This is a genomic window from Streptomyces sp. NPDC051218 (assembly GCF_044455475.1).
GTDB lineage: Bacteria > Actinomycetota > Actinomycetes > Streptomycetales > Streptomycetaceae > Streptomyces.
On sequence record NZ_JBITEU010000010.1, the window covers coordinates 75,314 to 87,556 of the forward strand.

The following is a 12,243-nucleotide window of genomic DNA, read 5'->3' on the forward strand; positions in this document are numbered from 1 at the left end:
CCTAGGATTCCCTCTATCACCTCACCGGTCTCATTCGACAGGAACCCCATGAGCGACACTTCCCCCTACGGCTTCGAGCTTGTGCGGCGTGGGTACGACCGCGCTCAGGTGGACGAACGTATCTCCAAGCTCGTCTCCGACCGTGACAGCGCTCTTGCTCGTATCACTGCTCTGGAAAAGCGCATTGAGGAGCTGCACCTCGAGACGCAGAACGCGCAGGCGCAGGTAGCCGACGCCGAACCGTCGTACGCGGGCCTCGGTGCCCGCGTCGAGAAGATCCTCCGCCTCGCCGAGGAGGAGGCGAAGGACCTGCGCGAGGAGGCTCGTCGCGCAGCCGAGCAGCACCGTGAGCTCGCCGAGTCGGCGGCCCAGCAGGTGCGCAACGACGCCGAGTCGTTCGCGGCCGAGCGCAAGGCCAAGGCGGAGGACGAGGGCGTCCGGATCGTCGAGAAGGCCAAGGGCGAGGCGGGCACGCTGCGCAGCGAGGCGCAGAAGGACGCGCAGCAGAAGCGCGAGGAGGCGGACGCCCTCTTCGAGGAGACCCGCGCCAAGGCCGCCCAGGCCGCGGCCGACTTCGAGACGAACCTCGCCAAGCGCCGCGAGCAGTCCGAGCGTGACCTGGCCTCGCGTCAGGCCAAGGCGGAGAAGCGTCTCGCGGAGATCGAGCACCGGGCCGAGCAGCTGCGCCTGGAGGCCGAGAAGCTCCGCACGGACGCCGAGCGTCGCGCCCGTCAGACGGTGGAGACGGCGCAGCGTCAGGCGGAGGACATCGTCGCCGACGCGAACGCCAAGGCGGACCGCATTCGCTCGGAGTCCGAGCGGGAGCTCGCGGCTCTGACGAACCGTCGGGACAGCATCAACGCGCAGCTCACCAATGTGCGCGAGATGCTGGCCACCCTTACGGGTGCGGCCGTGGCTGCCGCGGGTACGCCTGCCGAGGACGAGCCGGTCTCTCGCGGGGTGCCTGCCCAGCAGACGCGTTGAGCGGGTAGCCCTCTCGGGGCACTGTCGGAGCCCTCTGCCCAAGTGGCAGGGGGCTCTGTCCCGTTTTAGCGTGGCCGCATGATCGAGCTCGAGGGGCTGACCAAGCGGTACGGCGAGAAGCTGGCCGTCAACGACCTCACCTTCACCGTGCGTCCGGGCATGGTCACCGGCTTCCTCGGGCCGAACGGCGCGGGCAAGTCCACGACGATGCGGATGATGCTCGGGCTCGACAACCCCACGGCGGGGGCCGCCCGGATCGACGGCAAGCGGTACGCCCAGCTGAAGGAACCGCTCAAGTACATCGGCGCCCTGCTCGACGCCAAGGCCATGCACGGGGGGCGCAGCGCCTTCAACCATCTCCTGTGCCTCGCGCAGAGCAACGGCATCCCGCGCGCCCGCGTCCACGAGGTCCTGGACACCGTGGGCCTGACGCAGGTCGCCAAGAAGAAGGCCAAGGGCTTCTCGCTGGGCATGGGGCAGCGGCTCGGCATCGCGGGCGCGTTGCTCGGCGACCCCGAGATCCTGATGTTCGACGAGCCGGTCAACGGCCTCGACCCCGAGGGCATCCACTGGATCCGCAACCTGATGAAGTCCCTCGCCTCCCAGGGCCGTACGGTCTTCGTCTCCTCCCACCTGATGAGCGAGATGGCGCTGACCGCCGACCATCTCGTCGTCATCGGGCAGGGCAGGCTCCTCGCGGACACCTCCATGGCGGACTTCATCCAGCAGAACTCACGCAGTTACGTACGACTGCGCTCCCCGGAGCGTGAGCGCCTCCTCGATGTGCTGCACCAGGAGGGCGTCACCGCCGTCGAGGCGGGCAACGGCACCCTGGAGGTCGATGGCACGCCGTCGGAGGATCTCGGTGAGCTCGCCGCCCGCCATCAGCTCGTACTCCATGAACTGAGCCCCCAGCGGGCCTCGCTGGAAGAGGCGTTCATGCAGCTCACCGCGGAGTCGGTGGAGTATCACGCGCACGCGGACCACGCGGGGCCCGGCGCCGCCCCGCCGCCACCCGGGCGGGCCGCCGCGGGCTGGGGCGAGAGCTGGCAGCAGCCGAAGAAGGGGTCCTGAGCGATGGCCGCGACGCAGGTACTGAAATCGGAGTGGACCAAGATCCGCTCGGTCTCGTCGACCGTGTGGACGCTGGGCCTCGCGCTGGTCGTCACGGTCGGGCTCGGCCTGTTGATCAGCATTCTGGCGAAGAACGACTACGACAGCCTCAACGCGCAGGACCGCAGGGTCTTCGACCCGACCTACACCAGCTTCGCCGGCATGAGCCTCGGCCAGCTCGCGATGATCGTCTTCGGTGTCCTCGTCGTCTCGAACGAGTACAGCACCGGCATGATCCGCACCTCGCTCTCCGCGGTCCCGCAGCGCGCCACCTTCATGGCGAGCAAGGTCGTCGTCGCCACGCTGCTCTGTCTGGTGGTGGGACTGGTCACGAGCTTCATCGCGTTCTTCGTGGGACAGGCGATGCTCGGCGAGCACAAGGCGCTGATCGGCGATCCGGGCGTGCTGCGCGCGGTGATCGGCGGCGGGCTCTACATGACGCTCATCGCGATGTTCTCGATGGGCGTCGCGACGATGCTGCGCAGCCCGATGCTCTCCCTCGGCATCCTGATGCCGTTCTTCTTCCTCATCTCCAGCATCCTGGGCAACGTCTCGGCGACGAAGAAGATCGGCCGCTTCCTCCCCGACCAGGCCGGAAGCAAGATCATGCAGGTGAAGTCGCCTCTGGACGACGACACCCCGTACGGACCCTGGGGCGGACTGGCCATCATGGTGGTGTGGGTCGCGGTCGCGTTGATCGGCGGCTATGTGCTGCTGAAGAAGCGGGACGCCTGACCACGGGGAGTTTTTGCGCGCTCTTGGCTGGAACCGTCAGCTCCCCGTTATCCTCCTAACCCTTACGGGGGCGTGTGCCCCGACGTCCTGAACCATTCGATGGGTGCGGAGAATGATCGAGGCAGTCGGCCTGACGAAGCGCTACGGCGCCAAGACAGCCGTGTACAACCTTTCCTTCCAGGTGCGACCCGGCACGGTCACCGGCTTCCTGGGCCCCAACGGCTCCGGCAAGTCGACGACCATGCGCATGATCCTCGGGCTCGACCAACCCACCACGGGCCAGGTGACGATCGGCGGCTACCCGTACCGCAAGCTCCCCAACGCTCCCCGCCAGGTCGGCGCGCTGCTCGACGCCAAGGCGGTGCACGGCGGCAGGCACGCCCGTAACCACCTGCTGTGTCTCGCGCAGCTCTCCGGCATTCCGGCCCGCCGGGTCGACGAGGTGCTCGGCGTCGTGGGCCTCCAGGAGGTGGCGAAGAAGCGCTCCAAGGGCTTCTCGCTCGGCATGGGCCAGCGTCTTGGCATCGCCGCGGCGCTGCTCGGCGACCCGCAGGTGCTGCTCTTCGACGAACCGGTCAACGGCCTCGACCCCGAGGGCATCCTCTGGGTCAGGAACCTGATGAAGTCGCTCGCCGCCGAAGGGCGCACGGTCTTCGTCTCCTCGCACCTGATGAGCGAGATGGCGCTGACCGCCGAGCACTTGATCGTGATCGGCCGTGGGCAGCTGCTCGCGGACATGAGCGTCAAGGACTTCATCTCGCACAACTCCGCGGACTTCGCCCGCGTCCGTACGCCGGAAGGCGACGTGCAGCAGCGCGAGAAGCTGTCCGCCGCGCTGAGCGAGGCCGGCGGCCAGGTCATGCCCGAGCAGGACGGCGCGCTGCGCGTGACCGGCCTTCCGCTCCCCCGCATCAGCGACCTCGCGCACGGCGCGGACGTCCGCGTGTGGGAGCTCTCCCCGCACCAGGCCTCGCTGGAAGAGGCGTACATGCGGATGACGCAGGGCGCCGTCGACTACCGCTCGACCGTCGACCAGCGCGCGGGGCTCCAGCAGCAGCTGCCGCCGGGCGCGATGCAGCAGCCGCCGATGCCGGTGCCCGGACAGGGCCAGCCCGGGTGGTACGCACCGCCGCCGCCCCAGCAGGGCGGCCAGCCGTTCGCGATGCCGCAGGGCGCCCCTCAGGGCCCCCCGCCGGGGACCCCCAACCCGTACGCGGCCGCCCCCGCACCTGAGATGACCAAGAGCGCCGACGACAACGAGGATGCCCGATGACCACGCCTCCGACTCCGCAGCCGCAGGCGCAGCCCCAGCAGGCACCGCAGCAGGCCTACGCCGGTGCCCCCGTTCCGCAGGGCGCCCCCCTGCCTCAGGGCGCCCCGATGGCTCCCCCGCCGGCCGCTCCCGCGCCGCCCTCCGCCTGGCAGCAGGCGATGAACAACGCCTACACCTCGCCGATCCCGGTCAAGAAGACCCACCTCGGCAACGCCCTGGCGTCCGAGTGGACGAAGATCAAGTCGGTCCGCTCGACGATGTGGACCCTCGGCGTCTTCTTCCTCCTGGTCGTCGGCATCGGACTGCTCGTGGCCGTGAACACGGAGGACCGTGACTACGCGGACGTGCCGTTCACGATCCCGGCGTTCTTCGGTCTCGTGCTCGGCCAGATCTGTCTGATCACGCTCGGCGTCCTGGTGACGTCGTCCGAGTACGGCACGGGCATGATCCGTACGACGTTCACGGCGTCGCCGCAGCGTTATCGCGTGCTCGCCGCGAAGATCCTGATCTTCTTCGTGATCGCCTTCGTCGTCGCGGCGGGCTCCGTCCTCCTGGTGGGCCTGATGACGTCGGGGATGCACAGCGGCCCCGATGCCGGAGACGTCGACTGGGCGGGCACCGTCCTCAAGGGCGGGCTCTACGTCTCGCTCCTGGGCGTCCTCGCGCTCGCCGCCGGTTCGATGCTGCGCCACTCCGCGGGTGCGATCACCGCGATGCTCGGCGTGGTCCTGGTGCCCGCGATCCTGCCGGTGTTCCTGATGATCTCCGAGGGCACGCGTCCCCTCGGCGAGAAGATGCTGGACTACAACGCCATCAATTCCCTCGCCAAGATCTTCGACATGGACGGCACGGGCGGCGGCACCTCGCAGCTGCTGCTTCTCGTCGGCGTGACGGCCGCCGCGATCGTCGGCGCCTTCGCCCTCCTGGAGAAGCGCGACGTGTAGCCGCCTCTGGGGGTCTCAGTACCTCGGCGCGTTACGGGACCGCTGCACCCGCGTGGTGCGGCGGTCCTTCGCGTTCCAGCACGCCTTGTGCCAGTGCCTGCGCTCGTCGACGCCCGAGTGCTCGGGCCAGGCCACCACGTGCGCGACCCCGGAGGGGATCTCCTGGTCGCAGCCGGGGCAGCGATAGCTCTTGCCGGCCGCGCTCGCGCCCGCGACATGGCGCAGGCTCCACTGCTCCCCCTGCCAGCTCTCGGTGGACTGGAAGCCGCCGTAGCGGCCCGTCGTCTCCGCGGACGGGCGCGGGCTGTCTTCTCCGGCGCCCTTCGGGCGGTTGCGACGCGGGGACACGGGACACCTCACGGGATGTACGGGGGCCAGGGTGAGTCCAGCCTACGCGGCGCGGACACGGGTAGGCGTCCTGCACCAACCCCCACAGATCCCCCCTGCATTTCGCAGAAAATCCGTCAATCTTCATGCCGAGCCGTGCCTTTGGCACGTGTCATGCGTTGTTGCCGTAGGGGGAGTGCCTGCGTCGGCGCCAAGGAGGCAGGAGTGCGATGCGTGTAGGTAGTTTTGTTCTGGCCGCCCAGTTCCCGGGACAGGGGCAGGGAGAAGCGCTGCACCGTGCGGTGCGGTCCGCCGAGGTGGCCGAGGAGGCGGGCCTCGACTCCGTCTGGCTCGCCGAGCACCACTTCGTGCCGTACGGCACGTGTCCGTCCGCCGTGACCCTCGCCGCGCTCCTTCTCGGGCGTACGCGGCGCATCCGTGTCGGCACCGCCGTGAGCGTCCTGCCGACGGTCCATCCCGTCGCCCTGGGCGAGCAGGCGGCCCTGCTGCATCTGACGTCCGGCGGGCGCTTCTCGCTGGGCGTGGGGCGCGGCGGGCCGTGGGTGGACCTGGAGGTCTTCGGGTCCGGTCTCGACGCGTACGAGAAGGGCTTCCCGGAGTCGCTGGACCTGCTGCTGCGGTGGCTGAGCGAGCCCCGGGTCGCGAGCGAAGCGGGCCGCTTCCCCTTCCGCGAGGTCGCCGTGGTGCCACGGCCGCAGGAGGCGCTGACCGGGGCGGGCGACGACACCGGGGAGAGCTCGGAAGGGCCCGAGGTGATCGTCGCCTGCACCTCGCCGTCCAGCGTGCGGCTGGCTGCGGAACGCGGTCTGCCGATGCTGCTCGGCATGCACGTCGGCGACGAGGAGAAGGCCGAAATGGTGGCGTTGTGGCAGCGGCACGCGCGCGCCGCGGGGCGCACGCCCCAGGAGGTGCTGCGGGCCGCGCACGTCTCGGCCGGGGTCGCGCAGATCGCGGACCGGCGCCTGGACGCGGCGGAGACGCTGCAGAAGGCGATGCCGGGCTGGCTCAAGCAGGGGCTCGACGCGCATGTCACCGTGGACGGCCGCGCACGGGCCATGCGGGACCCGCTCGCGTACACGGAACTGCTCTGCGGACTGCATCCGGTGGGCACCCCACAGCTGTGCGCGGACCGGATCGCGGCGACCTCGGAACGCACGGGGATCACACGCTTCGCGCTGCTTGTCGAGGGCTCGGGCGATCTGGCGACGACGGAGGAGAACGTCCGAAGGCTGGGCGCCGAAGTGCTGCCCCAGCTCGGCTGAACCGCTGGGGCGGGGAGCTGCCGCTCCGGTACTAGAACACCTCCCGCGTACGGAGCGGCAGCAAAAGGCGTCAGCAGTCCCGCAGTTCGGGCGACTGGTTGAGCAGCTGGCCCCGGATCGAGGTGAACCGGGCGAGCCTGTCGTCCACGGATGCGTCCAGCGGGAACACCGCCACACGATGGCAGTTCTGGAATGCGAGCCGCACTCCGAAGTGGCGCTGCAGAGCGCCGCGAATCGCGTCACTCGCCAGCGCCCGCAGGAGCTGGCCGCGTGCCTGCTCGGTGGGTGGCGGCGTCTGGTTGTCGGCGAACTCGCCACCGTCAACCTTCAGCTGGGCCACCAGGGAGCTGATCATCTCCCATGCGTAAGGCAGGGAGGTCCGGACGCAGTCGACGAATTCCGCTTCATCGACCTCGCCTCGCTCGGCCTGTTCCAACAGTGCCGGTGAGACGTCGAGCGACATGGGTTCTCCTCTCGCACCCCCGGGGAGCGGGGGCTTCCGGACAGGGCGGGAGTCCGCACACGCAGCGTGCACGCACGGCGACCTCCTGCTTATACGGTAAGCACCGGACCCGCGCTGCACCAGGAGATTGGGAACATAACCGGCCAGGATCGAACAGGGCGATCGCCGGAGGAATCGCGCGCACCACCTGGGGTCGAGTAGCGTTGCGCCCCATGCGTCTCGTCATTGCCCGATGCTCCGTGGATTACGCGGGCAGGCTCACAGCCCATCTCCCGTCGGCCCCCCGCCTGATCCTTGTGAAGGCGGACGGCAGTGTCTCGATCCACGCGGACGACCGGGCCTACAAACCTCTCAACTGGATGTCCCCGCCGTGCACCTTGAAGGAGGGGACGGGGGACGACGCGGGCGTCTGGACCGTCGTGAACAAGGGCGGCGAGAAACTCATCATCACGATGGAGGAGATCCTGCACGACTCCTCGCACGAACTGGGCGTCGATCCCGGCCTCATCAAGGACGGCGTGGAAGCGCACCTTCAGGAGCTGCTCGCCGACCGGATCGAGACGCTCGGTGAGGGCTATTCCCTGATCCGGCGCGAGTACATGACGGCGATCGGCCCGGTGGACATCCTGTGCCGCGACGCCGAAGGCCAGACCGTCGCCGTCGAGATCAAGCGGCGCGGTGAGATCGACGGAGTCGAGCAACTCACCCGCTATCTCGAGCTGTTGAACCGCGACCCGCACCTGGCCCCCGTCAAGGGCGTCTTCGCCGCCCAGGAGATCAAGCCGCAGGCCCGCGTGCTGGCCACGGACCGCGGCATCGGCTGCGCCGTCCTGGACTACAACGCGATGCGCGGCATCGAGGACGACAAGCTGCGGCTGTTCTAGGAGTTCTTGTACGAAGAGGGGGCCGGGTCCTGGTGGACCCGGCCCCCACTCACGTATCAGTCGCACGAGTCGTACGAGCCTCAGATCGTCGACGCCGGGCTGCTGCTCGCGGGTCCGCTCGCCGAGTCCGAGGTGTCCGGGGACGACGGCGGGTCCGGCGTCGGGTCCGTGCTCGGCGGCGGGGTCGACGGCGGCGGCGTGGTCGGCGGCTTCGTCGTGGGCGGCTTCGTGGTCGGCGGCTTGGTCGTCGGGGGCTTGGTCGTGGGCGGCTTCGTCGTCGGCTTGTCCGTGGGCTTGTCGGACGGCTTGCCCGAGGTGTCGTCGGACGGCTTACCGCTGTCGCTCGGCTCGTCCGAGGGGTCGTCGCTCTCGCTCGGCGTGCCGTCGTCGGCGGTGCCGGGGACGTTGTCCGGGCCGTCGCTGTCCGGGCGGCTCGTCGAGTCCTCGGCCGGCTTGTCCGCGGTCAGGCCGTCGTCGTCCTGGTCCTCGCTCGCCGACTGCTCCGTCTTGACCTTGTCGGGCGGGTTGTCGTTGCCGTCCGACGTCGCGCCGAGGGTCACCACGGTGCCGAGCACGGCGGCGAGCAGGGCGCCCGCGCCCGCCGCCACGAGGTTGCGCCGGGTGCCGTTGACGATGGAGCGGCGGGTCGGTGCCGGGCCGCCCGCGCCCACCGCGGGCGCGGCCTTGCGGGTGACCAGGGTCTCGGGCTCCGGGGGCGGTGTGGGCAGCGCGAACGCCGCCGGTACGCCGCCGGGGGGCGAGGCCGACTCCTCGTGGCGCGCGTCGGGCAGCTCTTCGCCCGCGGCCGGGCTCGCGCCGGCCATCATGCCGCCCGAGCGGTCGGCGACCAGGGCGAGGGCCCTGCGGCCCGCGATCATGCCGCGCTTGTCGGCGAGCGCGCCGCGCAGGCCGACGGAGGCCTCGAGTTCGACGCGGGCCCGGTCGAGCGAGCCGCCGCAGAGCGCGAGGATGCCGAGCTCATGGTGGAAGTACGCCTCTTCGGCGACCTCGCCCGCGGTCCGCGCCGCCTCCTGGCCCGACCGCAGGGCACGCTCCCAGGCGCCCCAGTCGAGGCCTCCGGCGAAGGCCGGCGCGACGGTGCGGGCGAGCAGCACGGCGGCGCTCTCCTCGCCGCCGGCCGGCGCCCCTGACGCGGACTGCCCCGCGACCAGGGCGCCGAGGGCCGCAAGCACGGCGTCGGCCTCGGCCACGACCCGCTCGGGGCCGACCGAGGGGTGCCCCGCCCACCAGGCGTAGTGCTGGGCGGCGCCCTGGGCGCGTTCGGCGGCGTCGTCCGCGTACCCGGAGGCCTCCAGCTGCGTACGTACTCCGGCGGCGAGCCGGTAGTGCGAGCCGACCGGCGTGACGAGCGCGGTGGAGACCAGCTCGGCGAGGGCCGCGTCCGCGTGGGTGTCCCCCACGAGGGCGGGCAGATGCGCCTGGTGCGGCAGCTCGCCGCCGAGCGCGACGGCGAACCGCAGCGTGCTGCGCGCCGAAGGGCTCAGCCGCGAGGCGAGCAGCACCGCGGGCGCGGCTCCGTCGGCGAGCGAGGGCAGCGGGACGTCGTGGCCCTCGGCGCCGAAGGGCGCGTCGACCGGGGCGTCGGTGTAGTAGCCGTACTCGTCGAAGGCGTTCGGGTCGGCGCGCAGCTGGTCGCGCTGGCGCAGCAGGGCGCCCGCCTGGACGAAGCGCAGGGGCAGCCCCTCGGACTCGAACCACAGGTCGCCCGCCCAGCCGGCCTCGTCGTCCGTCAGGACACGGCCGACGGCGCGCTCCAGGAGTTCGAGGCCGCCGCCGCGGCCGAGGCCGCCGAGGAAGACCTCTTCGAGGTGCGATTCGGGGGACGGCGCCGCGACGTCGGGGGTCGCGGAGACGAGGAAGGCGCACTCGGGCGTGGCCTCGAGCAGCTCCTCCAGGGCGGCCCCGCCGAACTCCAGGTCGTCGAGGACGACGACGGCGCCGATGTCGTGGACGAGTTCGAGCAGCAGGGCGCGGTCGGGGCGGTGCAGCGGAGCGTTGTGGACCGCGGCGAAGAGGTCGTGGAGCAGGTCGCCGAGCGTCTTGTGGTAGCCGGAGAGCCGGACGACGCCGTCCGGCGCGAGGTCCGCGCAGTCCTCCGCGACGGCGTTCAGGAGCGCCGTGCGCCCCGAGCCCGCGGGACCCGTGAGCCGCACCGAGCGCCCGCGTGCGAGCAGGCGCACGAGCCGCTCGCGCTCCTCCTGCCGCTCCAGGAGCGGCAGCCGGGGCAGCACGGGTCCCGGTGGCAGTGGCGGCGCCGAAGCGCGGCGCAGCTCGGCACGCTCGGCGGCGGTGCGCTTGACGGGCCGTGCGGGCCGCTCGCCCGGCGGGCAGGGTTCGATCTCGCTGCCGTCGACGGGGTTCACGGTGAGCAGGAAGTCGCCCGACACGAGCTGGACGGTGCGGGCGAGCGCGGGCGCGGGCTGCCCGAAGTCCGGTGTCAGAGGATCGCGGGGCGGCCGCACGGGGCGCGCCGCATCGTCTTCGTAGATGCCGTCGTTCATGCCGTCATGGCCGTACTCTTCCGGTCCCCGGTTCATCGGGTCCATGGTCAAAGCCCCCCAGATGCGTTGTGTACACAGCCCCCTCCGGCCTTGTGCACACTGCGCTGTCGCTTCTGGTCCGGTGCCCCCGCTCGGGTGTCAGTCTTCGTCATGACGGTGGGCGACCGAACCCTAGACCTTCGCTCAGTATCACCGAACGGGCGGGGTACCGCGCCGTCCGAGACGTCACAGTCTCGTGAGGATTGTGCGCGAGAGGTGTCTCACACACGGGGCAGGGATTCGACCCCGATGCCGCCCTCGATGGCAAGGATTCTGTGCAGCCGGGTGGCCACGAGCAGGCGCTGCATCTGGGGCGGCACACTGCGCAGCACGAGCCGGCGTCCGCACCGTCCCGCGCGTCGGTGCGCGCCCATGATGACGCCGAGTCCCGTGGCGTCCCACGAGTCGAGTTCGGACAGGTCGAGCACCAGGTCTCCGGCTCCGTCGTCGACGGCCGAGTGCAGGACCGTTCGGGCGTCCGCCGCGCTGCGTACGTCGAGGCGTCCCCCGACGACCAGCTGGGCCTGGTCGCCCCTGATGTGCATATGCGCTCCCCGAGAGTGCTGAGTTTCCTGTGACGTCTGTTCCGTACGGCGTCTGCGTATGTCACTGCAACTGACTGCCGCATGGGCAAGGAAGTTGCCGTCTGTAAGCGAACCGATACCGAATTCACCCCGAGGAGTGACCCCACAGGGGAGGAAGCAGACTTCAGTGCTTGTAGAAGCCCTGCCCGCTCTTGCGGCCGATGTCACCGGCGTCAACCATCCGGCGCATCAGCTCGGGCGGTGCGAACTTCTCGTCCTGGGACTCCGTGTAGATGTTGCTCGTGGCGTGCAGCAGGATGTCGACGCCCGTCAGGTCGGCGGTCGCGAGCGGTCCCATGGCGTGCCCGAAGCCGAGCTTGCAGGCGATGTCGATGTCCTCGGCGGTGGCGACGCCCGACTCGTAGAGCTTCGCGGCCTCGACGACGAGCGCCGAGATCAGACGGGTCGTCACGAAGCCCGCGACGTCGCGGTTCACGACGATGCAGGTCTTGCCGACGGACTCGGCGAACTCGCGTGTGCGGGCGAGGGTTTCGTCGCTGGTCTTGTAGCCGCGCACCAGCTCGCACAGCTGCATCATCGGCACCGGCGAGAAGAAGTGCGCGCCCACGACGCGCTCCGGACGCTCCGTCACGGCCGCGATCTTCGTGATCGGGATGGCGGAGGTGTTCGAGGCGAGCACGGCGTCCTCGCGCACGATCTTGTCGAGCGTGCGGAAGATCTCGTGCTTGACCTCGAGCTTCTCGAAGACGGCCTCGACGACGATGTCCGCGTCGGCGACGGCGTCCATGTCGGTGCTCGTCGTGATGCGACCGAGCGCCGCCTCGGCGTCCGCGGCGGCGAGCTTGCCCTTGCTCACGAACTTGTCGTACGACGCCTTGATCCCGTCGGTGCCACGGGTCAGGGCCTCATCGGTGACGTCGCGCAGGACGACGTCCCAGCCCGCCTGGGCGGAGACCTGTGCGATGCCGGACCCCATGAGTCCGGCTCCGATGACGGCGAGCTTCCGTGCCACTGTTCCGACTCCCCTACCGCTTATCACGCCTGGCTTACACGCTGTTTACGTTTGCCCTTTGAGCGGACAGTAGCGGTCGTGAGCGCCGAGGTGGCGGCGAAGAGACACGCGTCACGTCT

General features: G+C 70.4%; 12 protein-coding genes. 7 read left to right on the forward strand and 5 right to left on the reverse strand.

Going from position 1 to position 12,243, the window contains the following annotated elements; genetic code table 11:
• Positions 1–48 precede the first annotated feature (48 nt).
• The 5 genes from ACIBCK_RS28305 (at position 49) to ACIBCK_RS28325 (ending at position 5,049) form a co-directional block, all read left to right on the forward strand.
• Positions 49–984 (forward strand): cellulose-binding protein, encoded by a 936-nt coding sequence (locus ACIBCK_RS28305; RefSeq protein WP_344529168.1) that lies wholly within the window; start codon positions 49–51, stop codon positions 982–984.
• A 78-nt stretch (positions 985–1,062) separates the two neighbouring features.
• Positions 1,063–2,058, forward strand: coding sequence for an ABC transporter ATP-binding protein (locus tag ACIBCK_RS28310; RefSeq protein WP_399394746.1), 996 nt, complete (start codon positions 1,063–1,065; stop codon positions 2,056–2,058).
• 3 nt (positions 2,059–2,061) lie between these two features.
• Positions 2,062–2,832: an ABC transporter permease subunit gene (locus tag ACIBCK_RS28315; protein ID WP_399394748.1), complete on the forward strand. Its 771-nt coding sequence runs from the start codon at positions 2,062–2,064 to the stop codon at positions 2,830–2,832.
• Between the two features lie 112 nt (positions 2,833–2,944).
• Positions 2,945–4,105 carry an ABC transporter ATP-binding protein gene (locus tag ACIBCK_RS28320; RefSeq protein ID WP_399394750.1) on the forward strand — a complete coding sequence of 387 codons (1,161 nt, stop codon included), beginning with the start codon at positions 2,945–2,947 and terminating at the stop codon, positions 4,103–4,105.
• A 107-nt stretch (positions 4,106–4,212) separates the two neighbouring features.
• Positions 4,213–5,049 (forward strand): ABC transporter permease, encoded by an 837-nt coding sequence (locus ACIBCK_RS28325; protein ID WP_399395312.1) that lies wholly within the window; start codon positions 4,213–4,215, stop codon positions 5,047–5,049.
• 15 nt (positions 5,050–5,064) lie between these two features.
• Here ACIBCK_RS28325 and ACIBCK_RS28330 read toward each other — a convergent pair whose 3' ends face one another.
• Complete coding sequence (locus ACIBCK_RS28330) at positions 5,065–5,397, reverse strand: ATP/GTP-binding protein (RefSeq protein WP_367044999.1); 333 nt, start codon at positions 5,395–5,397, stop codon at positions 5,065–5,067.
• 209 nt (positions 5,398–5,606) lie between these two features.
• Between ACIBCK_RS28330 and ACIBCK_RS28335 the strand changes: the two genes are divergently transcribed.
• Positions 5,607–6,659, forward strand: coding sequence for an LLM class flavin-dependent oxidoreductase (locus ACIBCK_RS28335; protein ID WP_399394753.1), 1,053 nt, complete (start codon positions 5,607–5,609; stop codon positions 6,657–6,659).
• A gap of 70 nt (positions 6,660–6,729) precedes the next feature.
• Here the strand turns inward: ACIBCK_RS28335 and ACIBCK_RS28340 are convergent, their stop codons facing one another.
• On the reverse strand, positions 6,730–7,122 hold the full coding sequence (locus tag ACIBCK_RS28340) for an SCO5389 family protein (RefSeq protein ID WP_361833650.1): 393 nt from the start codon (positions 7,120–7,122) through the stop codon (positions 6,730–6,732).
• A 212-nt stretch (positions 7,123–7,334) separates the two neighbouring features.
• Between ACIBCK_RS28340 and nucS the strand changes: the two genes are divergently transcribed.
• Positions 7,335–8,006, forward strand: a complete 672-nt coding sequence (gene nucS, locus ACIBCK_RS28345) for an endonuclease NucS (RefSeq protein ID WP_367044997.1) — start codon at positions 7,335–7,337, stop codon at positions 8,004–8,006.
• A gap of 80 nt (positions 8,007–8,086) precedes the next feature.
• Here nucS and ACIBCK_RS28350 read toward each other — a convergent pair whose 3' ends face one another.
• From ACIBCK_RS28350 to ACIBCK_RS28360, 3 genes are all read right to left on the reverse strand, one after another.
• Positions 8,087–10,573 (reverse strand): ATP-binding protein, encoded by a 2,487-nt coding sequence (locus tag ACIBCK_RS28350; RefSeq protein ID WP_399394755.1) that lies wholly within the window; start codon positions 10,571–10,573, stop codon positions 8,087–8,089.
• 215 nt (positions 10,574–10,788) lie between these two features.
• Entirely contained in the window at positions 10,789–11,112 is a 324-nt protein-coding gene (locus tag ACIBCK_RS28355) for an STAS domain-containing protein (protein ID WP_160507247.1), read from the reverse strand.
• Positions 11,113–11,275: 163 nt separating this feature from the next.
• Entirely contained in the window at positions 11,276–12,124 is an 849-nt protein-coding gene (locus ACIBCK_RS28360) for a 3-hydroxyacyl-CoA dehydrogenase family protein (protein WP_399394757.1), read from the reverse strand.
• Between the last annotated feature and the right edge of the window lie 119 nt (positions 12,125–12,243).

Coding starts and splice junctions, on each gene's coding strand:
- ACIBCK_RS28305 (WP_344529168.1), top strand. CDS start 49: ATGAGCGACACTTCCCCCTACGGCTTCGAGCTTGTGCGGCGTGGGTAC.
- ACIBCK_RS28310 (WP_399394746.1), top strand. CDS start 1,063: ATGATCGAGCTCGAGGGGCTGACCAAGCGGTACGGCGAGAAGCTGGCC.
- ACIBCK_RS28315 (WP_399394748.1), top strand. CDS start 2,062: ATGGCCGCGACGCAGGTACTGAAATCGGAGTGGACCAAGATCCGCTCG.
- ACIBCK_RS28320 (WP_399394750.1), top strand. CDS start 2,945: ATGATCGAGGCAGTCGGCCTGACGAAGCGCTACGGCGCCAAGACAGCC.
- ACIBCK_RS28325 (WP_399395312.1), top strand. CDS start 4,213: ATGGCTCCCCCGCCGGCCGCTCCCGCGCCGCCCTCCGCCTGGCAGCAG.
- ACIBCK_RS28335 (WP_399394753.1), top strand. CDS start 5,607: ATGCGTGTAGGTAGTTTTGTTCTGGCCGCCCAGTTCCCGGGACAGGGG.
- ACIBCK_RS28340 (WP_361833650.1), bottom strand. CDS start 7,122: ATGTCGCTCGACGTCTCACCGGCACTGTTGGAACAGGCCGAGCGAGGC.
- nucS (WP_367044997.1), top strand. CDS start 7,335: ATGCGTCTCGTCATTGCCCGATGCTCCGTGGATTACGCGGGCAGGCTC.
- ACIBCK_RS28350 (WP_399394755.1), bottom strand. CDS start 10,573: ATGGACCCGATGAACCGGGGACCGGAAGAGTACGGCCATGACGGCATG.
- ACIBCK_RS28355 (WP_160507247.1), bottom strand. CDS start 11,112: ATGCACATCAGGGGCGACCAGGCCCAGCTGGTCGTCGGGGGACGCCTC.